This is a genomic window from Azospirillum formosense, from assembly GCF_040500525.1.
GTDB classification, from domain to species: Bacteria; Pseudomonadota; Alphaproteobacteria; order Azospirillales; family Azospirillaceae; genus Azospirillum; species Azospirillum formosense_A.
The window spans coordinates 192,724-218,691 of sequence record NZ_CP159402.1; the positions used below are offsets into that span (position 1 = coordinate 192,724).

Genomic DNA, 25,968 nt, shown 5'->3' on the forward strand with positions numbered 1-25,968 from the left:
CCGGCCTGGATGCTGGTGAAGTCAAAAGAACGGGCGGTGCGCTGCAACAAAGTGGGGCCGAAAGCCCCGATGGAGGAGGCGGACAATCAGCCGTTCTGCTTGTGGTGACGGGAACTTGTGTGGATAATGTCCCGCAACAGGAGCGGTCGGAAGCCGCTCCCCAACAGCCCTTCAGGGCGTAACCAGAAGCACTACGGGGGAATCGCGAGCCAATGTCCGACAATTCGTTTTTTCCTGTTAAGCCGGAAATCGCCAAGACCGCTTACGTGGACGAAGCCGCCTACGCCCGCCTGTACGAGCAATCGATCAACGATCCGGAAGCCTTCTGGGGTGAGCAGGGCAAGCGCATCGACTGGATCAAGCCCTACAGCAAGGTGAAGGACGTCAGCTACACCGGCGACGTCCACATCAAGTGGTTCTACGACGGCACGCTGAACGTCTCCGCCAACTGCGTCGACCGCCACCTCGCGACGCGCGGCGACCAGACCGCCATCATCTTCGAAGGCGACGATCCGGGCGTTTCCAGGCACATCACCTACAAGGAACTGCACGAGCAGGTCTGCCGCCTCGCCAACGTTCTGAAGAAGAACGGCGTCAAGAAGGGCGACCGCGTCACCATCTACCTGCCGATGATCCCCGAGGCCGCCTACGCCATGCTGGCCTGCGCGCGCGTCGGCGCCATCCATTCCATCGTGTTCGGCGGCTTCTCGCCGGACAGCCTGAAGGACCGCATCGTCGACTGCGACAGCCACTTTGTCATCACCTCCGACGAAGGCCTGCGCGGCGGCCGCAAGGTTCCGCTGAAGGCGAACGCCGACAAGGCCGTCGCCGGGGCGCCCGGCGTCCGTCACGTCCTGGTCGTCAAGCACACCGGCGGCGACGTCGCCTGGACCGAGGGCCGCGACCTCTGGTACCACGAGGAGATCGCGTCGGTCTCCGCCGACTGCCCGCCGGAGGAGATGAGCGCGGAGGACCCGCTGTTCATCCTCTACACCTCGGGCTCGACCGGCAAGCCGAAGGGCGTGCTGCACACCACCGGCGGCTATCTCGTCTACGCGTCGATGACCCACCAGTACGTCTTCGACTACAAGGACGGCGAGGTCTATTGGTGCACCGCCGACGTGGGCTGGGTCACCGGCCACAGCTACATCGTCTACGGCCCGCTGGCCAACGGCGCCACCACGCTGATGTTCGAAGGCGTCCCGACCTATCCGGACATCTCCCGCTTCTGGCAGGTGGTGGACAAGCACAAGGTCAACATCTTCTACACCGCCCCGACCGCCATCCGCTCGCTGATGCGCGAGGGTGAGGGTCCGGTGAAGAAGACCTCCCGGTCCTCGCTGCGCATCCTGGGGTCGGTGGGCGAGCCGATCAACCCGGAAGCCTGGCTGTGGTACTACAACGTGGTCGGCGAGGGCCGTTGCCCGATCGTCGACACCTGGTGGCAGACCGAGACCGGCGGCATCCTGATCACCCCGCTGCCGGGCGCCATCGGCCAGAAGCCGGGCTCGGCGACCAAGCCCTTCTTCGGCGTCAAGCCGGTCGTCGTGGACAACGACGGCAAGGAGCTGGAGGGCGAGACGGAAGGCAACCTCTGCATCGCCGACAGCTGGCCGGGCCAGATGCGCACGGTGTTCGGCGATCACGAGCGCTTCGTCCAGACCTACTTCTCGACCTTCGCGGGCTACTACTTCACCGGTGACGGCTGCCGCCGCGACGCGGACGGCTACTACTGGATCACCGGCCGCGTGGACGACGTGATCAACGTGTCCGGCCACCGCATGGGCACAGCGGAAGTGGAGAGCGCGCTGGTCGCCCACCCGAAGGTGGCCGAGGCCGCGGTCGTCGGCTACCCGCACGACCTCAAGGGCCAGGGCATCTACGCCTACGTCACGCTCAACGCCGGCGAGACCCCGTCGGAGGAGCTGCGCAAGGAACTGGTGGCCTGGGTGCGCAAGGAGATCGGCCCGATCGCCTCGCCGGACCTGATCCAGTGGTCGCCGGGCCTGCCGAAGACCCGTTCGGGCAAGATCATGCGCCGCATCCTGCGCAAGATCGCCGCGAACGAGCACGACAGCCTGGGCGACACCTCGACGCTGGCCGATCCGACCGTCGTGACCGACCTGATCGAGAACCGCATGAACAACGCCTGATCGCGGCGTTCATCGGGGTTTGTCTGCGGACCGGGGGCCTTCGCGGCCCCCGGTTTCGTTTTTATCGGCCGTTATTTGGGAGCGGTGTCCGATCCGTCGGAGGCGCCGCTGCCGGACTGGTTCTTGACGGCTTCGGCGGTGCCGGGCTTCAGGCCGGACTCGCCGCTCGCCGCGTCGGGGACGGCGCCGATGCGCCCCTGCGCGCGGGTTTCCGCGGCGTTCTTCTGCTTGTCGGTGCGGCGCTCGCCCAGCGTCGGGTCCTGGGCGCCGGTCGATTCCATCCAGGCTTCGCCCTGGGACGGCGGGGCGGCGCCGAGACCGCCCTCCATCGTCTTGGCGTCCTGCGCCACGGCGGCACCGGTCAGGGCGAGGCTGGCGGCCAGCAAGGCGATGGCGCCGGGGACGTAAGACGAGGCCTGGGTCGTCATGGTTCGCTCTCCTCCTTGGTGGGAGGGGCAACAGCGGAGCGAGACGGCGGGTTCCCAAATCATCCTTTGGTGGAGCCGGGTTAGCCCATGCCCGTCCCGTCGCACCAGGGCTGGCGCCGTTCGCCGTGGTAGGGGCGGGCGAGTCCCGCCGCGATCAGCGCGGCCGACAGATCGTCACCCCCGCCGGTCAGCACGCGGGCGCGCACCCGTCCGCCATACTTGTCGGGCTGGATGTCGAGCAGCCGCACCGGGGCGGCCCCGATCAGGCGGCGCGCGTGGTCGCGGGCGGTCTCGGCCAGTTCCCGCTCGTGGGGGCAGCGGGCGCGCATCTCCGGCGCGTCCAGCCCGTCCACCCGGACGTGGGTTTCCACCACCTGACCCAGCCAGATGGTGGCGCGCACCAGCAGCGTGTCGCCGTCCAGAACCTCCAGCACCTCCGCCGGGATCGGGCCGGGCAGAGCGGCGGGAGGCGCGGCCCGGACGGTGCCGGACAGCGCCAGGCACAGAAGGGCGAGCCATAGGCCGGTCCGCATCCCGGCGGAGCGGCGCGGGCATGGGCGGGCGGGCCTGAACGATCCCATGGCGCGAACTCCCCGGGCACCGGTTCGCGAGTGGGGCGAACCGGGCACAGAGTAGCGCGCGAACCAGATCGCATCAAGCACAACCTAGGCATTGTGTCCTGAATGCGTATGTATTCACTTCATGAGCGGAAACGCGAAGGTAAGTCGTCCTAGAAGTGTCGGCTTAGAAGTCGGAGCAGCGACCCTTGAACTCCCAATCGCCGAAGCGGGTCGGCTCCGGTCCCTGCGGACCGCCGATTTCGCCGGGCATCTGCTCGGGTCCCTTGGCGCCGGTCCCGGCGGTCGTTTCGGCGGTCGTTTCGGCGTCGGGCTTCGCGGCGTCCTGCGGTGCCGGGCCGGTGGTCTTCGTCTCGGTCATGGCCGTCCTCTGGGGTCGGGTGCGGTGCTTGGCCATCTTGAACGATGCCTTCCGCCAAGCCCATATCACCAGACAAGCCCGGCGGAAAGCCCCGCCGGGGCCGTCCTGTCCAACCAACAGCGAAACCGTCCAGAAGATCGCCCGGAACATCGCCAAGAGAACATCACCATGACCAGCTATGTGAAGACCACCATCCTCCTCGCTGGCCTGACCGCCCTGTTCATGGGCATCGGCTATCTGATCGGCGGCAAGGGCGGCATGATGATCGCCTTCGTCATGGCGCTGGGCATGAACCTGTTCAGCTACTGGAATTCCGGCGACATGGTGCTGTCCATGTACGGCGCGCGGGAGGTCGACGCCTACACCGCCCCCGAATATTACGGCATCGTCCAGCAGCTGGCCGAGCGCGCCGGCCTGCCGATGCCGCGCGTCTACATCATGGAGAACGACCAGCCCAACGCCTTCGCCACCGGCCGCAACCCGGAGAACGCCGCGGTCGCCGCCACCACCGGCCTGCTGCGCCTGCTCAGCCCGGAGGAGATCGCCGGCGTCATGGCGCATGAGCTGGCCCATGTGAAGAACCGCGACACGCTGATCATGACGATCACCGCGACCATCGCTGGCGCCATCTCCATGCTCGCCAACTTCGGCATGTTCTTCGGCGCGTCGCAGGGCAACAGCCAGAACGGGCAGGGCGGCAACCCGCTCGGCCTGATCGGCGGCATCCTGATCGCCGTCCTGGCCCCCTTCGCCGCGATGATCGTGCAGATGGCGATCAGCCGCACCCGCGAGTACGAGGCCGACCGCATCGGCGCGGAGATCTGCGGGCGCCCGCTGTGGCTGGCCGACGCGCTGACCCGCATCCACAACTACGCCCACCAGATCCCGAACTACGCGGCGGAGTCCAACCCGGCCACGGCGCATCTGTTCATCGCCAACCCGCTGCACGGGCGCAGCCTCGACAGCCTGTTCTCCACCCACCCGAACATGGAGGAGCGGGTGCGCCGCCTGCGCGGCATGGCTGGCCCCTCCTTCATGCCGCGCAGCCCCTGGGGGTGAGCGAAGGCGGTTCGCGGTTGCGTGGCGAAGGGCGTAAGACTACTTTCCCTCGGCTTGCCGATTGTGGGGCGATCAGGGGGAACCGCATGTCCGACGTCACGAAATACCGCCTCGTCACCCGGTCCGACTTCGACGGGCTGGTCTGCGCCGTGCTCCTGAAGGAGCTTGGCATCCTCGACGAGATCAAGTTCGTGCATCCCAAGGACATGCAGGACGGCAAGGTCGAGATCTCCGACCGCGACATCACCACCAACCTGCCCTATGTGCCCGGCGTCCATCTCGCCTTCGACCATCACCTGTCGGAGACGATCCGCGTCGGCAAGCGCGACAACCACATCATCGAGGCCGACGCCCCCTCCGCCGCCCGCGTCGTCTACAACTACTACGGCGGCAAGGAGCGCTTCCCGACCATCTCCGACGCGATGATGGCCGCGGTCGATCAGGCCGACTCCGCCCAGTACGGCATCGAGGACATCCTGAAGCCGCAGGGCTGGACCCTGCTGAATTTCATCATGGACGCGCGCACCGGCCTCGGCCGCTTCCGTGACTTCCGGATCTCCAACTACCAGCTCATGATGGAGCTGATCGACTGCTGCCGGAATCACGGCATCGACGAGATCCTCGCCCTGCCCGACGTGAAGGAGCGGGTGGACCTCTACACCGAGCATGAGGCGAAGTTCTCCGACCAGCTCGCCCGCTGCAGCACGATCCGCGGCAACGTCGTGGTCATCGACCTGCGGCGGGAGGAGACCATCTACGCCGGCAACCGCTTCATGATCTACGCGATGTACCCGGAATCGAACGTGTCGATCCACGTCCTGTGGGGGCTGAAGCAGCAGAACACGGTGCTGGCCTGCGGCAAGTCGATCATCAACCGCAGCTCCAAGACCAACATCGGCCCGCTCATGCTGGAATACGGCGGCGGCGGGCACGAGGCGGCGGGCACCTGCCAGGTGGACAACGACAAGGCCGAAGCGGTGCTGGAGGAGATCGTCGGGCGCATGCGCGCCGACGGCTGACGGGAATCGTGCCGGACCTGTTCCTCGACAAGACCCTGCTGTTCGACGCGGGGTGGCTGACCGTTTCGGCCGCCACCAGCCGGGATGACGTGCTCCTCCGGATCGCCGAAGCCGAACGCCGCGCCGAGGCGGCGCTGGAGCAGCTCGCGCAAACGCTGACCCAGGGCATCGCGGCGGCGGAGCGCGACCGGCGCATCGACGCCTTGCTGGCGCTGGAGACGCGCGGCATCCCGGCTTCCCGCACCGCGGCGGACGGGGCGGTGGAGCGCGTCATGATGGAGGTCGGCTTCCGCAAGCGCGACCTGATGCCCCGCTTCCACGAGCTGGCCGAGCATTGCCGTGCCATCCACCGCCGCGCCCTGGCGATGGCGCGGGACGCCCGCTGGGCGCTGATGCTGGAGCGCGCCGCCGCCGACCCCGGCGGGCCGTCCAGCCCCATCCAGGGGACGGGGACCCGCTACGTCAAGAGCGACCGCTACGACGCCCGCGCCGCGCGCAGCCTGCCGCCGGACGACCGTGTGCGCGCCGACCGTTTCCTCAAGCGGCTGGGCGAGGACCCGGTGCCGCCGGAGCTGGAGTTGAGCGCGCTGGAGGGGACGGCGCTGTGGGCGATGAAGGCCGGCAACGGCAACCGCTTCATCCTGCGCCGGGGCGAATTGCGCGGCGTCGCCTGCTTCTTCGTCGAGGATGTCGGCCCCTACCCCGACCACGAGGGCGGACGGCGGGGCGTGCTGGCCCGCTGAGAGGGGAGGGAATCCGTTCGGCCCCGCGCTGCGGCTACTCGACACCCGCGGCCCGGCGCGCTACATCCAGCGGCATGTCCGACGCCTCCCTTGCCGCGCGCTCCGCCGCGCTCGACCTGCTGCGCGATGTGCTGCGCAAGTCCATCCCCTTCGACGACGCGTTCGACGCGCATCCGGAGTTGCGCGGGCTCGACCCGCGCGACCGCGGCTTCGTGCGGCTGCTGACCGCCACCGTGCTGCGCCGGCTCGGCCAGATCGACGCGCTGATCCAGGGCAGCCTCGCCAAGCCGGGCCTGCCCAAGGCCACCGTGCACGACATCCTGCGGCTGGGCGCGGCCCAGCTCGTCTTCCTCGGCACGCCCGCCCACGCCGCCGTCGACACGGCGGTGGAGCTGGCCGCGGCCAAGGGGGCGGAGCCCTACAAGGGCCTGATCAACGCCGTCCTGCGCCGAATCGGCCGCGAGGGGGCGGAACTGGCCGCCCAGCAGGACGCCGGGCGCCTGAACACGCCGGACTGGCTGTGGCTGGCCTGGCGGCAGGCCTACGGCATCGGCCGCACCCGCGGCATCGTCGAGGCGCACCTGCACGAGGCGCCGCTGGACATCACCGTCAAGGCCGATCCCGCGGTCTGGGCCGAGCGGCTGGAGGCCAGGCTGCTGCCCACGGGCACGCTGCGCCGCGCCGCCGGCGGCAACCTGACGGAGCTGCCGGGCTTCGCCGAGGGCGCCTGGTGGGTGCAGGACCTCGCCGCCTCGCTGCCGGCCAAGCTGTTCGGCGATCTGGCGGGCAAGCGCGTCTACGACCTGTGCGCCGCCCCCGGCGGCAAGACCGCCCAGCTCGTCGCGCAGGGCGCGCAGGTGACGGCGGTCGACCGTTCCGCCAAGCGGCTGGAGCGGGTGCGGGAGAACCTGACCCGGCTGAACCTCTCGGCGGAGGTGCTGGCCACCGACGCCGCCACCTGGACCCCGGAGCAGCCCGCCGACGCGGTGCTGCTCGACGCTCCCTGCTCGGCCACCGGGGCGATCCGCCGCCATCCCGACATCCTGCGGGTCAAGACGCCGGAGGACATCGCCAAGCTGGCCAAGGCCCAGAGCCGCCTGCTGGCCCACGCCGTCGATCTGGTGAAGCCGGGCGGAACGCTGGTCTACTGCACCTGTTCCATCCAGCCGGAGGAGGGCGAGGCGCAGATCGACCGCATCCTGGCCCGCGACAAGCGGGTCGAGCGGCTGCCCATCACACCGGTTGATCTGGGTGCCGATCCGGGTGGCGGGCATGCGGGGGATGGCAATTTGGCCGAGTTGATCAACGAGCGCGGTGAGGTACGATCCCTGCCGGGCATGCTCGGGGACCTCGGCGGGATCGACGGGTTCTTCGTGGCAAGGCTGCGACGGCTGCACGATTAGGGCACCACCGGCTTGCGGGGGTCGAGGCGAATTTGATACGACAACAGGATGCATCCCCCCGATCGCCCGAATGCCTTCAGCGAAGCGCCGGCCATCGCCTCCCCCTGCCGTGTGACGGGGTGAGCCGATGAGCGCCGGGCGTGGGAAAATGGGCCGCTTGCGGGACGGCGTCGCGCAGATCGCCTTCGGCAACCCGATCTACAAGCTGACCTTGGGCGGCCGCGCGCCGACCGCCCTGTCCGCCGTGCCGCCGGACCCCTGGCCGGGCGACGCCGGGGACGGCTCGGCGATCCTGGCCGGCGTCTTCCGCTTCGGCGGGCAGGCGGCGGCGGCCGACGCCCACGGCGCGCCGAACTGGCGGGCCGGCAGCATCGTCTGGCAGGACGCCCTGCACGGCTTCGACTGGCTGCGCGACCTGCGGGCGGTCGGCGGCGACACGGCGCGGCGGCGCGCCCGCGCGCTGGTGCTGTCCTGGCTGGACCACAACGGGAGCTGGAACGCCCAGACCTGGGCGCCGGAGGTGCTGGGCGCCCGCATCGCCGCCTGGATCGGCCTGCACGACTTCTACTGCGCCTCCGCCGACGACGAGTTCCGCGCCGCGGTCTTCGACAGCCTCGCCCGGCAGGTCAAGCATCTGACCCGCGTGGTGCCCGGCGCGCTGGACGGCAAGGCGCTGGTCACCGCGGCCAAGGGCCTCGTCTATGGCGGCTTCTGCCTGCCGGAGCACGAGCGCGTCGGCCAGGACGCGCTGAAGCTGCTGGAGCGGGAGCTGCCGCGCCAGATCCTGCCGGACGGCGGCCATGTCGAGCGCTGCCCCTCGGTGCAGCTGCGCATCCTGCGCGACCTGATCGACATGCGGTCGGTCTTGCGCACCGCCCGCGCCGATGTGCCGGAGGCGCTGCAGCACGCCATCGACCGCATGACCCCGGCCCTGCGCTTCTTCCGCCACGGCGACGGCGGCCTCGCCCTGTTCAACGGCGGCCGGGAGGAGGACGCGGCGCTGGTCGACACGGTGCTGGCCCAGGCCGACGCCCGCGGGCGCCCGCTGAAGAGCGCGCCGCACACCGGCTTCGAGCGGCTGATCGCCGGGCGCACCATGGTGCTGATGGACACCGGCGTGCCGCCGGTCACCGGGCTGGACGCCACCGCCCACGCCGGCACGCTGTCGCTGGAGATGTCGGTCGGCAAGGAGCGCCTGATCGTCAATTGCGGCGCCCATCCGGTGAAGACCGGCCCCTGGCGCGCCGCCCTGGCCGGAACCGCCGCCCACTCCACCGTCGTGCTGGCCGAGACCAACTCGTCGGAGGTGATGGAGCAGGGCGGGCTGGGCCGCCGCCCTTCCCATGTCGGCTGCGAGCGGCAGGAGAACGACGGGGCGGTGCTGGTCGTCGCCACCCACAACGGCTACAGCCGCAACTTCGGCTATCTGCACCGCCGCCGCGTCTATCTGGCGGAGAACGGCGAGGATCTGCGCGGCGAGGACATGCTGGAGCCGGTGATCGGCGCCACGCCGGAACCGCGGCCCTTCACCATCCGCTTCCACCTGCACCCGGCGGTCCAGGCGACCCTCGTCCAGGGCGGGCAGGTCCAGCTGAAGCTGCCGAGCGGGGCCGCCTGGCGGCTGCGCGCGTCGGGCGCCACGCTGGAGCTGGAGGAGAGCATTTATCTGGGCAGCGGCGACGAACCGCGGCGGACCACCCAGATCGCCGTCTCCGGACATACCGGCCCCGCCATCAAGACGGTGAAATGGGCCTTGCGCCGCGAGCGCAAGGGGGGGTAAACCGCGCCCATCCGCGGCGGACAGGCCGTGGGAACACGGATCGGTGCCTGTTTCGAGAGTCTGTGGAGTGTTCGCCCTGCGACCGTGATCCCCGCCCGGGCGGGGGTGACGAGGCGGGGTGTTTCGCTTTTCCGTCTTTCCGGGTCCCGTCTCCCCAAGCCCCGTCTTCCCATGCCCGGTCCGCCGCAGCCGGTTCCATGACAGCCAGGATGCCCCGATGAGCCCGCCGAACGTCGCCCACTCGCCCGCCCCCGATCTCGTCCGCATCACGCGCGCGCTGATCTCCGTGTCCGACAAGACGGGCCTCGTCGCGCTCGGCCAGGCGCTGGCGGCCAAGGGGGTGGAGATCCTGTCCACCGGCGGCTCCGCCCAGCGGCTGGCCGAGGCCGGCATCCCGGTGAAGGAGGTCTCCGACCACACCGGCTTCCCGGAGATCATGGACGGGCGCGTCAAGACGCTGCACCCGCGCGTGCACGGCGGCATCCTGGCCCGCCGCGACATCCACGCCGAGGCGATGACCACCCACGACATTCCGCCGATCGACCTCGTGGTGGTGAACCTCTATCCGTTCGAGGCGACGGTGTCGAAGGGCGCCGACTACGCCAACTGCGTGGAGAACATCGACATCGGCGGCCCGGCGATGATCCGCGCCGCGGCCAAGAACCACGACTTCGTCACCGTCGTCACCGACCCCGAGGATTACGAGGCGGTTCTGGACGAGCTGGCGACCCATGACGGCGCCGTCACGCTGAAGCTCCGCCGCACCCTGGCCCAGCGCGCCTACGCCCGCACGGCCTCCTACGACGCGGCCATCTCCTCCTGGCTGGCCGGCCAGCTCGGCGAGACCTTCCCGCCGCGCACCACCCTGTCGGGCACGCTCAGCCAGACCCTGCGCTACGGCGAGAACCCGCACCAGCAGGCGGCCTTCTACGTCACCGGCGAGCAGCGTCCGGGTGTGGCGACGGCGATCCAGCTCCAGGGCAAGGAGCTGTCCTACAACAACCTGAACGACACCGACGCCGCCTTCGAGCTGGTCGCCGAGTTCGAGCGCCCGGCCGTCGCCATCATCAAGCACGCCAACCCCTGCGGCGTGGCCGAGGGGACGAACCTGCTCGACGCTTACAAGCAGGCCCTGCTGTGCGACCCGGTCAGCGCCTTCGGCGGCATCATCGCGGTCAACCGCCCGCTGGACGCCGCCACGGCGGAGGAGATCGCCAAGCTGTTCGCCGAGGTGGTGATCGCCCCGGACGCCGACGACGCGGCCCGCGCCCTGCTCGCCACCAAGAAGAACCTGCGCGTCCTGCTGACCAAGGACGTGCCGAACCCGGCCGAGCCGGGGATGATGGTGAAGCAGCTCTCCGGCGGCTTCCTGCTGCAGAACCGCGACAACGGCCGCATCACCCTTGGTGACCTGAAGGTGGTGACCAAGCGCGCCCCGACCGAGCAGGAGCTGGCCGACCTGCTCTTCGCCTTCCGCGTCGCCAAGCATGTGAAGTCGAACGCCATCGTCTACGCGAAGAACGGCGCCACGGTGGGCGTCGGCGCCGGCCAGATGAGCCGCGTCGACTCGGCCCGCATCGCCGCCATCAAGTCGGCGGAGGCCGCCAAGGCCGCCGGCCTGAGCGAGCCGCTGACCAAGGGGTCGGTGGTTGCCTCGGACGCCTTCTTCCCCTTCGCGGACGGCCTGCTGGCCGCGGCGGAAGCCGGCGTGACGGCGGTGATCCAGCCGGGCGGCTCGATCCGCGACAACGACGTCATCGCCGCCGCCGATGAGAAGGGGCTGGCGATGGTGCTGACCGGGATGCGCCACTTCCGGCACTGAGGACTCACTTGCCCCCTCCCTGACCCTCCCCCGCTAACGCAGGGGAGGGGACCATTCTCCCTCTCCTGCGAAGCGGGGGAGGGAAGGGGCCCGCGGCGAAGCCGTGGGAAGGGTGGGGGCTTTACCCCCGCCGCGCCCCCATCAGCCGCGCCAGCAGGGCGGCGGCTTCGGTCTGCGGCGTTTTCCCGTCCGCACCGTCGTCCGGCTTCAGGCGCCCGGTCGCCGCCATGGCGATCAGCATCGCCGGATGCAGCGCGGGGTGATGCCCCGGCTGGTGTCCCGCCGAATCGTCGTCCCCACGCGCCGCGGCGTGGTCGCTGGCCAGCGCCTCGTTGATGTGCGCGAAGGCCTCGATGTCCTTGATGTGCAACATGTCCGTTCCGCCCTCCGCGCCAAGTTCGTTGTGCGTCGCAGCAAAAGGCAAGTTAGCAGCTTCCGCCGGTTGAATCCGCCGTCATGCCGCGGCGGACTGTCGCACCGTATTCGCGTCGCCCGGTGCCGGCTCCCGAACCGTCAGCATAAGCCCAAAACCGATCACGAAGAAAGCCACAACGCTCGCCATGCCGGCCCGCTGGCTGTCGAACAGCGTGGTCGCCAGCCCGAAGGCGAGCGGCCCGACGAAGCCGGCCATGCGGCCGGTCAGGCTGTAGAGACCGAACATCTCGCCCACCATGCCCGGCGGGGCCAGCCGCGCCATCATCGACCGCCCGGCCGCCTGCGCCGGCCCGAAGAAGGCGCCCAGCCCCAGGGCCAGCACCCAGAACCACGCCTTCTCCGTCGCCAGCAGCAGCGGAACGCCGAAGGCGGTCAGGCCGATCAGGCTGACCAGGATGGTCGGCTTGGCCCCCATGCGGTCGTCCACCCAGGCGAAGCCGATGGCCCCGACGCCGGCCACCACGTTCAGCGCAATGGCGAAGAGCAGGATCTCCTCGAACGTCATGCCGAAGGCGTGGGCGGCGAAGATGCCGCCGAAGGCGGTGATGGTGTTGATGCCGTCGCGGTAGATCGCGCTGGCGATCAGGAAACGCAGCGTGTTGCGGTACTTGCGCGTTTCCGTCAGCGTCCGGCGCAGCGTCGCCACGCCCTCCCTCGCGGCCTGCCGGATGCCGAGGCCGGTCGCCGGCGCGTCCGGAACGAACAGGAAGAAGGGCAGGGCGAACAGCCCGTACCAGGCGGCGGCGAGAAGGGCGGTGGCGCGCACCGGCGCCTGCTCCGCGGTGTCGAGCAGGCCGAACAGCGGGGTGGGCGACTTCACGAAGACGAACAGGGCGACCACCAGACAGGCCAGCCCGCCGAAATAGCCGATGCCCCAGCCCCAGCCGGAAATCCGCCCGAGCATCCGCGGCGGCGCCAGCGCGGTCAGGCTGGCGTTGTAGAAGACGTTCGCCAGCTCGAAGGCGACGGTGCCGATGACCACGCAGACCAGGGCGAACAGCGCGTGGGAGGGGTCGGGCTTCACCCACCAGAGCGCGGCGCAGAAGACCACGGTCAGGCCGGTGAACAGCGCCATCCACGGCTTGCGCCGCCCCGTCCGGTCGGCCACCGCGCCCAGCACGGGGCTGAGCAGGGCGATCAGCAGCCCGGCGACGGTCAGCGCGGCGCTCCAGCGCGAGGCGCCCGCCACCTCGTCCCCGACCACGCCGCGGGCGAAGTAGACGGAGAAGATGAAGGTCGTGATGATGGTGTTGTACGACGAGTTCGCCCAGTCGTAGAGGCACCAGGACGCGATGGCGCGGCGGCTCGGCGCCTCGGCGGTGTGGGGCATGCTGCAGGATCGGCCGTCTGTTGTCCGGGATGGCCCACTCTAGGCAAACCGGCCCGGAATGCCAACCCGGGGGCGGAGTTACGCCGGTTTGGCGGAGTCCGCCGCCGGCGTGGAGGCTTTCGCCAGCGCGATGCCCTGGGCGATGCCTTGCGCCACGTTTTGGGCGACGGTGGCGTCCAGTTGGGGTTCAAAGCCCTTGAACCAGGCCTGTGTTTTCAACTCGTCCGGTGTCTTGGGGATGTGCCGCAGCGGGTCGGACTGCGAACGGTCCATCGCCTGCTTGATCAGGGTCGCGAGCGGGTTGTCGCTTTCGAGCTTCTCCGGTTCATCGCCCTTCTCCCTCGTGTGGATTTCGTAGGACACCTGCGCCGACGCCCGGCGTGTCGCCCATTCGGTCGAGGTCTTCTCCTCGGGGCCGACGGCGTCCAGGAAGGTGAGGTTCGCCTTCATCCTTGCGGCCTCGTCGCCGCGGAACGGATCGGTGAAGCTGGCCTCCTGGCTGATCGGGCCGCTGTAGAGTCCCATGGCCAGCCCCTCCTGCTGCGCCATGATCGATTGGGCGATGTCCTGCTCCTGCTTGGAGAAGTGGCCGCCGGCGTTGCTGCGGACCGCCTCCAGCGAGCGGCGGTCGAGATCGCCCATCAGGGAGTACCAGTCGCGGCCCTCGAAGCTGTCGAAGTCGAAGGGCTTGCCGCTCGCCTTCATGGCCTCGTACTGCGCGTCCATGCGGGCGCGGGCGTCCTTGGCGATGGCCGGCCCGCTCAGGCCCGCCGAACTGGACACCGCCCCCGGATCGCTGACGGCCTTCGCCAGCGCCGTGGCGGGCTTGCCGTCGCGCGTCGGGAAATAGGCGGCGTAGGGACCGGCCGGCCCACCGTTTCCGGTCTTTCCGGCCTTGGTCGCGGTGGCCATGAAGGCCTGGGCCTCGACGGACAGGGTGACGAAGACGGCCGAACCGCCGGAAGCCGACGCCGCTTGGCTGGCGGCGGTCTTCGCAGAGGCGCCCTTGTCGGTTCCCAACACTGTCAAGGCCGCCTTGAGACTGAAGCCGGACGCCTGCGCGTTCGTCGCCGTGATCGACATCGAGGACCCTCCCGGCCGTCCAGGCGGCGTCGTGCCGCTGCCGCCAATCGTTGACGGAAGCCTACAGCGTTCAGGTTCGGGTTGTCAAAAGCCGGTGATCGCGTCCCCTGCGGCGAAGGAGTGCCGCCTCAACCGCCCACGCCGAACGAAATCTGGTTGTTGTCGTAGCGGGCGACGATGGTCAGCCGGTCGCCGGGGCGCACGCGGATCGGCGTCTCCAGATAGGTCATCGCCTGCTTCCAGTGGTTCGTCCGCGCCCGGCTTTCGGACCGGTAGGTGACCTCCTCGTCCATCTGCAGGTCGAACCAGAAGGCGACGCCGTGGCAGGTGCCCTCCGCCGTGATCTCGACGGCGATCTCGCGGCCGCCCTCCTCGGGCATGTTGCGGGTGAAGTCGAAATCGAGCGCGGTGAAGGCGGCCGACAGCGGCGTGTGGGTGTCGGCGCCGAGGTCGATCTGCTGGTAGCCGGGGGAGCGGAACACGTCGAAGGTCGACATGTCGAAGCCGCCGATGCGCTTCACCGGGTTGATGCGGGCCAGCTCCGGAGTCTCCACCAGCATGGCGTAGACGGTGGAGGCGCGCGGGATGATCGCGCCGCCGGGCTTCACCAGATGGGTGCGCGCGTGCTGCAGCACCGACAGCATGCGCGGCGCCAGCATGCCGATGTTGATAAGCTCCGACACGAAGACGTCGGCCTTCTCCGGCAGGTCGCCGCCCTCGCCCACCGACAGGCGGGTGGACAGCTTCGGCACCACGTCGATGCGGTCGGCGTAGCCGTTGTTGGCGACGGTCTCGCGGGCGATGCGGGCAAGGATCGGGTTCACCTCGCAGGTCACCACCTTCCGCGCCCCGGCGCGCGCCGCCATCATGGCGACGATGCCCGAGCCGGTGCCGATCTCCAGGACCAGCGAGTCTGGGGTCACCGCGCGCTTCAGCGCCGCCTCGTAGGCGTCGTTGCGCTCGAAGTCGTTGATCATCGGCAGATGCCAGCCGGGGACGGCGTTGGAATAGATCAGCCGGCGGGTGAACTGCACCAGCGGGTGGTCCGGCGCGATGGCGCGGGCGGCCTCGATGGCCTCCACCGCCTCGTTGGCGCGGTCCAGGCTCTGCAGCGTGTGGGCGAGGCCGACATGGGCGGGGACGAAGCGGGGCGCCGCCGCGATCACCGCGCGGAACGCCTCCTCCGCCTCCTCCAGGGCGCCGCGGGTGCTCAGCGCCTCGGCGAGGTTGTAGCGGGCCTCCAGATACTCCGGCGCCCGTTCCAGGGCGGCGCGGAAGGCGGCCTCCGCCTCGTCCAGCCGGCCCAGCTCGCGCAGCGTGGTGCCGAGGAAATTGTGCATCTCCGGCGCGTCGCCGCGCAGGGCCAGGGCGGCGCGGAAGGCGCCCTCGGCGTCCTCCAGCCGGCCCAGCGCCTTCAGCGCGTTGCCCAGGTTGCCGTGAAGCTCCGGCAGGCGGTCGTTGAGGGCGATGCCGGCGCGGAACGCCTCCTCCGCCTCCGCGGCGCGGCCGAGCTGGAAGAGCAGGCTGCCGCGGCTGTTGTGGAAGGACGGGTCCTTGCCGTCCTCGGCGATGGCCAGCGCGAAGAGGTCGAGCGCGCCGTCGGGATGGCCGGTGTGGGCGGCGACGACGCCCAGCAGGTGCAGGGCCTGCGCGTTGTGCGGGTCGGTCGCCAGGATCGCCCGGCAGGCCGCCTCCGCCCCGCCCAGATCGTTCGTCCGCAGCAGGCGGATGGCGTCGTTCAGGGTCGGCTGGGGGTCGGTCATCGCGGCGGCTCCGGTTGGGCGGACATTCCTTGGAATGGCCGCACCATAGCCGGAAAGCGGGGCGGACGCATGGGAAACCCTCGTCCGGACCCGCCCGAAGGGGGCCGGACGAGGGGTTTTCAAGCCCTTTACCCCGCCGTCAGGCCGCGAAGCTGCCGGTTCGCCACCGCCAGCATCGACAGGTCGACGTTGGGCTGGGTGCGCAGCTCGGACAGCAGCTGCTCCACCCGCTCCACCACCGGGCGGCGGTTGGCGATCCAGGCCTCCACGGGGGCTTCCGCGGGAAGCTGGTCCACCGACTCCAGGACGCGGGTGGTCAGCACGGTCTGGTGGGCGAACAGGTCGTCCACCAGGGCGGCCACCGCCTGCTTCTGCCAATGGTTCTCCGCCTTCGCCGCGGCGGCCTTGTCGCGCAGCCACTCCAGGCCGAAGCGGCGGCCCAGCATGAAATAGACCGCGGCGACGTCCGCGACCCCGCGCCCGGTGCGCCCGGCGATGCGGACGAGGTCGGGGGCGGCGGCCAGCACGGGCAGGGCCGCCATGCGGCGGGCCAGCTCGGCGGGGACGCCCTGCTCCTGGTAGGAGGCGACGCGGGCGGTCAGGCGGGCCGTCTCCTCGGCGTCCAGCACGTTGTCCAGACCGGCCAGGAGCGTCTCGATGCCGGGCCGGAAGGCCTCCGTCTCGCGGGCGATGTCCAGCGGCTGCTGGCAGCTCGCCAGGAACCAGGCGGCGGCCCGCTCCATGTGGCGGACCGTCTCCAGGATCATGCTGGTCTGGAGCGCGGCCGGGACGACGGTGTCGAGGTCCTCGATCCCCGTCCACAGCGAGCGCAGGCCGAAGGCATCCCGCACGATGGTGTAGGCGCGGGCCACGTCCGCCGGCCCCATGCCCGTCTTCTCCATCATCTCCTTGACGAAGGTCGGGCCGGTGCGGTTGACGAGGCTGTTGGTGACGCTGGTCGCGATGATCTCCCGCCGCAGCCGGTGCCGCCCCACCGCCTCCGCGTGGGCCTTGCGCAGCGGCTTGGGGAAGTAGCGGGTGAGGTCGTCGGCCATGAAGGGGTCGTCCGGCAGGTCCGACGCCAGCAGATCGTCGTAGAGCGTGATCTTGGCGTAGGCCAGCAGCACCGCCAGCTCGGGCCGGGTCAGCCCCTCGCGGTTGGCCATGCGGGCGGACAGCTCCTCCTCGTCGGGCAGATACTCGATGGCGCGGTTCAGCCGGCCCGCCTTCTCCAGCGAGCGGATCAGCCGGGCCTGCGCCTCCAGCGCGTCGGGCCCCTGGGCGCGGGCGACGGTCAGCGCCTGGCTCTGCAGATAGTTGTCGGCCAGCACCAGACCGGCCACCTCGTCGGTCATGGCGGCGAGCAGCTGGTCGCGCTGCTTCACGGTCATGTCGCCGCGGACGACCACGTCGTTCAGCAGGATCTTGATGTTCACCTCATGGTCGGAGGTGTCGACGCCCGCCGAATTGTCGATGGCGTCGGTGTTCAGCCGCACCCCGTGCTGCGCCGCCTCGATGCGGCCGCGCTGGGTGACGCCCAGGTTGGCGCCTTCGCCGATGACCTTGGCCCGCACGTCGCGCCCGTCGATGCGCAGCGCGTCGTTGGCCTTGTCGCCGACCTCGGCGTTGGTCTCCTCCGCCGCCTTCAGGTAGGTGCCGATGCCGCCGAACCACAGCAGGTCCACCTCGGCCTTCAGCAGGGTCTGCATCAGCTCCAGCGGGGTGATGTGGTCCTTGGCGATGCCGAAGCGCTGGCGGATCTCCGGCGTCAGCTCCAGCGACTTGGCCGAGCGGTCGAAGACGCGGCCGCCCGCGGACAGCAGCGACTCGTCGTAGTCCGCCCAGGAGGAGCGCGGCAGGTCGAACAGGCGCTGCCGCTCCTCCCAGCTCCGCGCGGCGTCGGGGTCGGGATCGACGAAGATGTGCCGGTGGTCGAAGGCGGCGAGCAGGCGGATGTGCTTCGACAGCAGCATGCCGTTGCCGAACACGTCGCCCGACATGTCGCCGACGCCGACGACGGTGAAGTCCTGCGTCTGGGTGTCGTGCCCCAGCTCGCGGAAATGGCGCTTCACCGACTCCCAGGCGCCGCGGGCGGTGATGCCCATCTTCTTGTGGTCGTAGCCGGCGGAGCCGCCCGACGCGAAGGCGTCGCCCAGCCAGAAGCCGTGGTCCACCGACACCGCGTTGGCGATGTCGGAGAAGGTGGCCGTGCCCTTGTCGGCGGCGACCACCAGATAGGGATCGTTCCCGTCGTGGCGGACCACCTCGGGCGGCGGCACCACCGCGCCCTGGGCGTCCAGGTTGTCGGTGATGTCCAGCAGGCCGCGCATCAGCGTCTTGTAGCACTCGATGCCTTCGGCCAGCGCCGCCTCGCGCCCGGCGGACGGCGGGGGCGGCCGCTTCACCACGAAGCCGCCCTTGGAGCCGACCGGCACGATGACGGTGTTCTTGACCATTTGCGCCTTCATCAGCCCGAGAATCTCCGTGCGGAAATCCTCGCGCCGGTCGGACCAGCGGATGCCGCCGCGCGCCACCTTGCCGCCGCGCAGATGGACGCCCTCCATCCGCGGGCTGTAGACGAACACCTCGACCATCGGGCGGGGAAGCGGCAGGTCGTCGATGTTGCGGCTGTCGATCTTGAAGGAGATGTAGGTCTTGGGCCGCCCGTCCGCACCGTTCTGGTAGGCGTTGGTGCGCAGCGTGTTGCACAGCAGGTTGAGGAAGCGCCGCAGGATGCGGTCCTCGTCCAGGTTCCTCACCCCGTCGAGGGCGCGCTCGATCTCGGCCGCCAGCCCCGGATCGTTCTGCGGGCGGCGGGCCGGGTCGAAGCGGCTGTGGAACAGGGCGACCAGCTTGCGCGCGATGGCCGGATGGCCGGCCAGCGTGCTTTCCACCACGTCCTGCCCGTAGGGGATGCGGGCCTGGCGCAGATACTTGGCGTAGGCGCGCAGCACCGTCACCTCCCGCGCGGTCAGGCCGGCGCGGAGCACGAGGCGGTTGAAGCCGTCATCCTCCATCCGGCCGTCCCAGACGGCGGCGAAGGCGTCCTGGAACTTCTCCTTGACCATCGCGCAATCGATAGGCAGCCCGTTCTGCGAGCGCGCGGTGAAGTCGTGGATCCACACCGGGGCGGCGTGGCCGGCGATGGCGATCTCGAAGGGCGCCTCGGTGATCACCTTCAGGTCCATGTGCTCCAGCATGGGAAGCACGTCGGACAGCGGCACCGGGCGGCCTTCGTGGTAGATCTTGACGTGCAGCTCGTCCCCTTCGGCCTCCAGCGGGCGGTAGAGGTTGATGCCCAGCGTGCCCTGGGCCGTCGCCTTCTCGATCCGCTCGATGTCGAAGACGGCGGCCTCCGCGTTGAACTCCTCGCGGTAGGCGGTGGGGAAGGCGTCGGCGTAGCGGCGGAACAGGGTGCGCCCCTGCTCCTCGCCGTGGGCCTCGACCAGCGCGTCGCGCAGATGGTCGTCCCAGCCGCGCGCCGCCTGGACCAGCCGCGCCTCCAGATCGGCGGCGTCGACGGCGGGCACGCGGCCCGGCTCGGTCTTGATGATGAAATGCAGGCGGGCCAGCACGCTTTCGGTCAGCTGCGTGGTGAAGCCGGTGCAGGTGCCGTCGTAGGCGGCCTCCAGGATGGACTGGATGCGCCGGCGCAGCGTGGTGTCGTAGCGGTCGCGCGGCACGTAGACGAGGCAGGAGGCGAAGCGCTCGAACGGGTCCTTGCGCACGAACAGGGCCAGCCGCTGCCGTTCCTGCAGGTGCAGGATGCCGACCGCGATGTCGAGCAGCTCCGGAACCTGGATCTGGAACAGCTCGTCGCGCGGGTAGGTCTCCAGGATGTGCAGCAGCGCCTTGCCGTCATGGCCCTGCGGGTCGAAGCCGGCCAGCTCCATCACCTCCGCGACCTTGCGGCGGAGATAGGGGATCTCGCGCGGGCTGCGGTTGTAGGCGACCGAGGTGAAGAGGCCGGCGACCAGCCGCTCGCCGATGATCCGCCCCTCGGCGTCGAAGCGCTTGATGAGGAAGGCGTCCATCGGCACCGCGCGGTGCACGGGGGAGGGGCGGTTGCCCTTGGTCACCATCAGGACGCGCGGGTTGCGCAGGAAGTCGCGCACGTCGGGCGGCAGGGTGGCGTAGTTGCGCAGCCCGTCGAAGACGGTGACCGAGTCGTCGCGCAGGATGCCCAGACCGCTGCCGGCGACCAGCCCCAGCGAGGAGTCCGCGCCGTCGGCGCCGCTCTCGAAGCGGTATTCGCGGTAGCCGAGGAAGGTGAAATGGTCGTCGTCCGCCCAGGATAGGAAGGCCTTGGCCTCGTCCACCTCGTCGTCGGGGATGATGGCCGGGACGGCGGCACGGGCGCAGTCGGCCTCGGCGATGGCGGCGCGCACCTGCTGGCGCATGGCCCGCCAGTCGGCGACGGCGGCGCGCACGTCGGCCAGCACGCGCTCCAGCCCCTCGCGGGCCTGGTCGAGCGCCGCGGCGCCGGTGACCGCGCCGACCTCGACATGCATGAAGGATTCGGGGGCGGCGTCGGTGGGGGCCGCCGCCGGCTCGTACAGCTCGGCGAGCTGGCCGTCGGCGTCGCGCTTGACCCGCACCACGGGGTGGATGACCAGATGGACGGTCAGCCCCTGGCGGTTCAGCTCCGCGGTCACCGAGTCGACGAGGAAGGGCATGTCGTCGTTGACGATCTCCACCACCGTGCGGTGGGACTGCCAGCCATGCTCCTCGACGCGGGGGTTGTAGACGCGGACCTTGGCGCGGTCGGTCGCCTCGCGCTGCTGGCCCCATTGCCACATGGCGAGCGCGGCGCCGTAGAGCTGCTCGGCCGGAGCCTGGATGATGTCGTCGGGCGGGACGTTGTCGTAGAACTGCCGTACGAAGCGCTCCGCCGGTGCCGCGCGGCTGCGGCCCAGCCGCTCGCGAACCTGCCGCACGACCTCTTCGGTCAGCTCGTCCTTGAGCTGTTCGGCCCTGAGAGCCATCGCTCCAATCCTTCCCTGATTTTTTGCGGCGGTTTGCCGCCGTTGTAGGCAGAGGGTAGCCGATTTGCCGCGACAGGCAACAGGCGGAGGGGCGTAACCGGAAGAGGCGGTTATTACGGAGCGGCCCTTTGTGTCCGAACCGATGAAAGTTGAATGAGTCCGGAAGTGGGCGTATTTTTCGCATCGTCGCGCCTCCTGAGCGCAACCATCGAGACGATCATGCCCAGCGACGACGCCCGCCCGCCGGAGGCCACCCCGGTTCCGCCCGCCAAGCCCCGCCTGCACGTCCTCGTGGTCGATCCCGACCCGGCGCTGGCCGGGCTGACGCGCGCCGCGCTCGACGGCTTCGCGCTGGACGGGGCGCCGGTGACGGTGCTGACCGCCGCCACCGCCGCCGAGGCGCGCGAGGCGCTGTACCGCAACCCCGGCACCGCCGCCGTCCTGCTGGAGCCGGTGCTGGACCCCGCGGCGGATGGGGTGCCGGAAGGGCTCGGCCTCATCGACCACATCCGCAAGGATCTTGGGAACAGCCGCGTCCGCATCCTGGTCTGCACCGCCCATCCCGAGCGGGCGCCGGAGGAGGAGGTGGTGGAGGCCCACGACGTCAGCGACTACCGCCTGAAGGACGGGCTGACGGCGCGCACGCTGCGCACCGCGGTCGTCCCGAGGCTGCGCGCCTTCACCAACCTGCAGACCCAGGCGGCCGGGCGCAAGGCGCTGGCCCGCATGCTGGTGGCGACCACCGGCCTGCTGGAGATGCGCACCCCGGACGTGCTGTTCCCGAACATCCTGCCGCGCGTCGTCGGGCTGCTGGGCATCGGGCGGCACGCCCTGCTGTGCATCCAGGGCGACACGCTGCCGCGCGACCGCCGCATCCGCGTGCGCGCCTCCACCGGGCGCTTCGCCAAATGGAAGGACGTGGACGTCGCCGAGCTGGGCGAGCCCAACGTGGCCGCCGCGCTGGAACGGCTGAGCCCGAGTTCCGAGACCATCGTGGAGCCGGGCTACTGCGCCCTGCGGCTGCGCGCCCATGGCGGGATCATCGGCATGATCTACGTCGAGGGCCACAACAACGAGGGCACCGCGCGCGAGTGGCAGCTGCTGGAGCTGTTCCGCAACAAATGCTCCATCGCCTTCGAGAACGCCCTGCTGTTCGAGGAGCTGAACACCGCCCAGAAGGCCACCGTGCTGGCCATGGGATCGCTCGCCGAATACAAGGACAACGCCGCCGCCGGCCATCTCCAGCGCATCGAGCGGCTGGTCGGCGACATCGCGCGCGAGCTGCGCGTCCACGGCCGCTTCGCCGACGAGCTGGACGAGGAGCTGGTGGAGAAGGTCGGGCTCGCCGCCCTGCTGCACGACGTCGGCATGCTGAGCGTGTCGGACGAGACGCTGGGCATCCCCGGCGAGCTGGCCAACAACGACATGGCCGCCATCCAGCGCCACACCCTGATCGGCCACCGCATCCTCAGCGAGGCGGCGCTGCCCCTGCGCGGGCGCAGCCTGCTGTCCATCGCCGCGGAGATCGCCCGCTACCACCACGAGCGCTACGACGGGTCGGGCTACATGGAAGGGCTGCGCGGCGGCGCCATCCCGGTGTCGGCGCGGATCATGGCGGTGGCCGACGTGTTCGACGCCCTCATCACCGACCGCCAGTACCGCAAGGCCTGGGGCGTGGAGCACGCCATCGCCTGGATCGCCGAGCGGGCGGGCAAGGACTTCGACCCGCTGGTGGTCGAGGCGTTCCTGACGGTGGTCCGCCGCATCCAGGCCGAGGAGCCGGACTGGTTCCCCAAGCCGGAGGGCGGCAACCAGGGCCTGCTGGTGGCGGCCATCGGGCGCAAGCTGCGCGCCCTGTTCGGCAACCGCGCCGAGCCGATCAACTGATGCTGCCGGGCGCGCATCCCGACACATCGGGATGCACGCTTTGGAATGCACGCTGGGCCCACAGACGGCGGGCGCGGACATCCGGCCGCTTGCCTTCGCCGGCATGGGCCTGCGGGTCCGCCGTCGCGGCCCTTGCCGTCCGCGTTTGATGCGCGTTGGATGGAATGGCCATTCCCAAGTGGAAAGGCCGTTTCGTCCGCGTCTTCCGCTGATGCCGAGCGGTGCGACGCTGTGTCCGCCCCTCTCATCGGGGTTGCGCCATAAATAATATGGTGTACAAAAAATAGTGTTACTATGAGTTGTGCAACCGATCCCACAGCCGCGCTTCGTTGCGGTGCTCCGCTGTGGTGATCCTGCGGCAGCATTTGGCGGAGCCGACCATGAAAGCCAGACGTTTCATTTCCAGCCTGCTGACCTCCTGTGCCCTGTTGCTGGGCGCGACGGCGGCCCAGGCCGCCTATCCGGAGAAGCCGATCACCATGATCGTCGCCTACGGGGCGGGCGGATCGACCGACGTGACCGCGCGCATGCTGGCGCCCTTCATCGAGAAATATCTGGGCGGCGGCGCGCGGATCGTGGTGATGAACCGCGGCGGCGCCGGGGGGGAGATCGGCTTCGCGGCCATCGCCGACGCCACGCCGGACGGCTACACCATCGGCTTCATCAACACGCCGAACGTCGTCACCATCCCGATCGAGCGCAATGCCCGCTTCACGCTCGACCGGCTGGACCCGCTGGTCAACGTCGTCGACGACCCGGGGATCATGACGGTCCACGGCGACAGCCCCTACAAGACGGTGGGGGATCTGGTCGCCCAGGCCAAGGCCAACCCGAACACCATCACGCTGGGCTCCACCGGCGTCGGGTCGGACGACCATCTGGCCATGCTGCTGCTCCAGCGGCAGGCCAACGTCCGCTTCACCCATGTGCCCTTTCCGGGCAGCGCGGAGAACTACCGTTCCATGCTCGGCCGCCACACCCAGATCTGCGGCCAGAATCTCGGCGAGGGTCTGCGCGGCAAGGCCGGCGGCGACAACATCCGCATCCTCGGCGTGATGAGCACGCAGCGCTGGGACATGGCGCCCGACCTGCCGACCTTCAAGGAACTGGGCTACAACATCACCATGGCGTCGCTGCGCGGCATCGGCGCGCCGAAGGGCCTGCCGCCGGAGATCCGCGCCAAGCTGGTCGATGCGGTGACCAAGGCCGCCAACGACCCGGACTTCCAGAGCAAGGCCCGCGACACCTACCAGCCGCTGCGCATTCTCGACTCCGAGGCCTTCGCCGCGGAGCTGAAGGAGCTGGACGGCGACTTCCGCAACCTCTGGCGCGAGTTCCCCTGGTTGAAATGACCGGGTGAGGCGGACGGGACAGGCCGCATGGAAAAGGCCCCTCCTCCACAGGGAAGAGGGGCCTTTTTGATGGGCGGTGCGGGTCAGGCCGCGGTGATGCGGGTGATAAAGGCTTCGATCTCGTTGTCCAGCCGGTTGAAGCTGCGCGACAGCTCCTCCGTCGTGGTCTGGACGGCGCCGGCGGAATGGCCGGTGGTTTCCGCCGCCTGCTGCACCAGCCGCATCTCCTGGAGCACGGCCACCGTGTCGGTGGCGGCGCGCTGCGAGCGCTCGCTGATGTCGCGGGTGGCGGCGTCCTGCTCCTCCACCGCCGCGGCGACGGTGCTGAGCGATTCGTCCACCTGCCGGATGGTGTTGACGATGGCGCGGATGGCGTTGACCGCCGCGGTGGTCGCCGCCTGCACCGCCGCGATCTCCGCGCCGATCTCGTCGGTCGCCTTGGCGGTCTGGTTGGCGAGGCTCTTGACCTCCTGCGCCACCACGGCGAAGCCCTTGCCGGCCTCGCCCGCGCGGGCCGCCTCGATGGTGGCGTTCAGCGCCAGCAGGTTGGTCTGGCCGGCGATGTTGTTGATGAGGCCCACCACCTCCTCGATCTTCCGGCTGGCCTCGCTGAGGCCCTGGACGATGGAGTCGGTCCGCCCGGCCTCGTCCACCGCGCCGCGGGCGAGCTGGGTCGACTGGGTGATGGAGCGGGTGATCTCGTCGATGGAGGCGCGGAGCTGCTCGGCCCCGGCGGCGACGCTCTCCACCTCGCTGGTCGCCTCCTGCACGGCGTGGGCGACCGAGTCGCTGTGGTGGCTGGTCTGACGGGCGTTCTCCAGCATGACGTTGGCTTCGCCGCGCATGGAGTTGGCGGAGCGCACCACCTCGCCCATCATCGCCTTGACGGACGCCTCCAGGTCGGCGGCGAGGCTGTTCATGGCCCGGCGCTGCTCCTCGGTGGCGCGGGTGCGCATGGCCTCCTGCTCGCGGGCCATCTCCTGGACGCGCAGCGCGTTCTCCTTGAAGACGCGGACGGTGCGGGCCATCTGGCCGATCTCGTCGCCGCGCTCGGCGGCGGGCACCTCGTCCTCCAGCCGGCCCTGGGCGAGCCGTTCCATCACCGTGGTCAGGCGGACCACCGGGCGGGCGATGTTGAAGCCGATGAACAGCGCCACGCCCACCGTGATCAGCAGGGCGACGATCGCCGAGGCGATGAAGGCCTGGGTGGTCGCGTCGACCGACGCGTTCACGTTGGCGTAGGCGTCGGCCGATTGCTGACGCTGGTAGGTCAGGTAATCGCGCGAGGTGCCGTTCAGGCGCCCGTAGGCCGCCTGGACCTCCTGCAGGAAGTCGAGCGGATCGACGCCCATCTTCAGCAGGTCGAGGAAGCTGGTCACCTTCGCCTGGTAGGCGGCGGTGTCGGAACCGAAGCGCTGGAGGATCTGCCCCTCCTCCTCGGTCGCGGCCGACTGGCCCTTCATCTTGTCCGCCTGGACCTTCAGCTTGGAGAGCTGTTCGGTCAGGGCCTTCGCCTCATCCTCGACCGCCTTGGGGGAGGCGTTGGCGGTGCTGAGGATCACCGTCCGGTAGAGGCCGGCGTGGGCGACGGTCAGCGTGTCGGTCAACGCCTGGACATCCGCTTCCCGCGTGAAGGAGCGGTTGAACAGCGTGTCCAGCAGGCGTGACTGTTCCGTGATGGCGGAGCCGCCGAGCAACGCGATGGCAAGCATGCCCAGGATCGCTGTCGCCGCCGGGATTCCCATTTTGGTGGGAATGTGGAGGTGATTGAGGAAAGTCATGGAGCA

18 protein-coding genes are annotated in these 25,968 nt (G+C 70.0%); 9 read left to right on the plus strand and 9 right to left on the minus strand.

Annotated features, from left to right (window positions below; translation table 11 throughout):
* The first annotated feature begins 212 nt into the window (after positions 1-212).
* Entirely contained in the window at positions 213-2,153 is a 1,941-nt protein-coding gene (gene acs / locus ABVN73_RS00920; protein ID WP_353858526.1) for an acetate--CoA ligase, read from the plus strand.
* A gap of 71 nt (positions 2,154-2,224) precedes the next feature.
* Here the strand turns inward: acs and ABVN73_RS00925 are convergent, their stop codons facing one another.
* The 3 genes from ABVN73_RS00925 to ABVN73_RS00935 form a co-directional block, all read right to left on the minus strand.
* Positions 2,225-2,581: a hypothetical protein gene (locus ABVN73_RS00925; RefSeq protein ID WP_353858527.1), complete on the minus strand. Its 357-nt coding sequence runs from the start codon at positions 2,579-2,581 to the stop codon at positions 2,225-2,227.
* A gap of 80 nt (positions 2,582-2,661) precedes the next feature.
* Positions 2,662-3,162: a thermonuclease family protein gene (locus tag ABVN73_RS00930; protein WP_353858528.1), complete on the minus strand. Its 501-nt coding sequence runs from the start codon at positions 3,160-3,162 to the stop codon at positions 2,662-2,664.
* 163 nt (positions 3,163-3,325) lie between these two features.
* Positions 3,326-3,520, minus strand: coding sequence for a succinate dehydrogenase assembly factor 4 (locus tag ABVN73_RS00935; protein ID WP_353858529.1), 195 nt, complete (start codon positions 3,518-3,520; stop codon positions 3,326-3,328).
* A gap of 168 nt (positions 3,521-3,688) precedes the next feature.
* Between ABVN73_RS00935 and htpX the strand changes: the two genes are divergently transcribed.
* From htpX to purH, 6 genes are all read left to right on the plus strand, one after another.
* Positions 3,689-4,579 (plus strand): zinc metalloprotease HtpX, encoded by an 891-nt coding sequence (gene htpX, locus ABVN73_RS00940; protein WP_137139790.1) that lies wholly within the window; start codon positions 3,689-3,691, stop codon positions 4,577-4,579.
* An 86-nt stretch (positions 4,580-4,665) separates the two neighbouring features.
* A complete protein-coding gene (locus ABVN73_RS00945) occupies positions 4,666-5,598 on the plus strand; it encodes an exopolyphosphatase (RefSeq protein ID WP_137139791.1) in 933 nt (310 codons plus the stop codon).
* Between the two features lie 8 nt (positions 5,599-5,606).
* Positions 5,607-6,341 (plus strand): hypothetical protein, encoded by a 735-nt coding sequence (locus tag ABVN73_RS00950; protein WP_353858530.1) that lies wholly within the window; start codon positions 5,607-5,609, stop codon positions 6,339-6,341.
* A 74-nt stretch (positions 6,342-6,415) separates the two neighbouring features.
* Entirely contained in the window at positions 6,416-7,744 is a 1,329-nt protein-coding gene (locus ABVN73_RS00955) for a transcription antitermination factor NusB (protein WP_353858531.1), read from the plus strand.
* A 148-nt stretch (positions 7,745-7,892) separates the two neighbouring features.
* Entirely contained in the window at positions 7,893-9,524 is a 1,632-nt protein-coding gene (locus ABVN73_RS00960; protein ID WP_353858532.1) for a heparinase II/III family protein, read from the plus strand.
* A 217-nt stretch (positions 9,525-9,741) separates the two neighbouring features.
* Complete coding sequence (purH, locus tag ABVN73_RS00965) at positions 9,742-11,346, plus strand: bifunctional phosphoribosylaminoimidazolecarboxamide formyltransferase/IMP cyclohydrolase (protein WP_353858533.1); 1,605 nt, start codon at positions 9,742-9,744, stop codon at positions 11,344-11,346.
* 121 nt (positions 11,347-11,467) lie between these two features.
* Here the strand turns inward: purH and ABVN73_RS00970 are convergent, their stop codons facing one another.
* The 5 genes from ABVN73_RS00970 to ABVN73_RS00990 all read right to left on the minus strand — a co-directional run bounded on the left by ABVN73_RS00970 (position 11,468) and on the right by ABVN73_RS00990 (position 20,942).
* Positions 11,468-11,719 carry a hypothetical protein gene (locus ABVN73_RS00970; protein WP_353858534.1) on the minus strand — a complete coding sequence of 84 codons (252 nt, stop codon included), beginning with the start codon at positions 11,717-11,719 and terminating at the stop codon, positions 11,468-11,470.
* 81 nt (positions 11,720-11,800) lie between these two features.
* The gene (locus ABVN73_RS00975) at positions 11,801-13,111 is read right to left on the minus strand and encodes an MFS transporter (RefSeq protein ID WP_353858535.1); all 1,311 of its coding nucleotides are present in this window, start codon (positions 13,109-13,111) and stop codon (positions 11,801-11,803) included.
* Between the two features lie 78 nt (positions 13,112-13,189).
* On the minus strand, positions 13,190-14,194 hold the full coding sequence (locus ABVN73_RS00980) for a hypothetical protein (RefSeq protein WP_353858536.1): 1,005 nt from the start codon (positions 14,192-14,194) through the stop codon (positions 13,190-13,192).
* Positions 14,195-14,322: 128 nt separating this feature from the next.
* The gene (locus ABVN73_RS00985; RefSeq protein WP_353858537.1) at positions 14,323-15,957 is read right to left on the minus strand and encodes a tetratricopeptide repeat protein; all 1,635 of its coding nucleotides are present in this window, start codon (positions 15,955-15,957) and stop codon (positions 14,323-14,325) included.
* A gap of 128 nt (positions 15,958-16,085) precedes the next feature.
* Positions 16,086-20,942, minus strand: a complete 4,857-nt coding sequence (locus tag ABVN73_RS00990; RefSeq protein ID WP_353858538.1) for an NAD-glutamate dehydrogenase — start codon at positions 20,940-20,942, stop codon at positions 16,086-16,088.
* 219 nt (positions 20,943-21,161) lie between these two features.
* Between ABVN73_RS00990 and ABVN73_RS00995 the strand changes: the two genes are divergently transcribed.
* Together ABVN73_RS00995 and ABVN73_RS01000 are read left to right on the plus strand one after the other, a co-directional pair.
* On the plus strand, positions 21,162-22,829 hold the full coding sequence (locus tag ABVN73_RS00995; RefSeq protein WP_353858539.1) for a DUF3369 domain-containing protein: 1,668 nt from the start codon (positions 21,162-21,164) through the stop codon (positions 22,827-22,829).
* A gap of 380 nt (positions 22,830-23,209) precedes the next feature.
* Positions 23,210-24,181 carry a tripartite tricarboxylate transporter substrate binding protein gene (locus tag ABVN73_RS01000; protein WP_353858540.1) on the plus strand — a complete coding sequence of 324 codons (972 nt, stop codon included), beginning with the start codon at positions 23,210-23,212 and terminating at the stop codon, positions 24,179-24,181.
* Between the two features lie 83 nt (positions 24,182-24,264).
* Here ABVN73_RS01000 and ABVN73_RS01005 read toward each other — a convergent pair whose 3' ends face one another.
* Positions 24,265-25,962 carry a methyl-accepting chemotaxis protein gene (locus tag ABVN73_RS01005; protein WP_353858541.1) on the minus strand — a complete coding sequence of 566 codons (1,698 nt, stop codon included), beginning with the start codon at positions 25,960-25,962 and terminating at the stop codon, positions 24,265-24,267.
* Between the last annotated feature and the right edge of the window lie 6 nt (positions 25,963-25,968).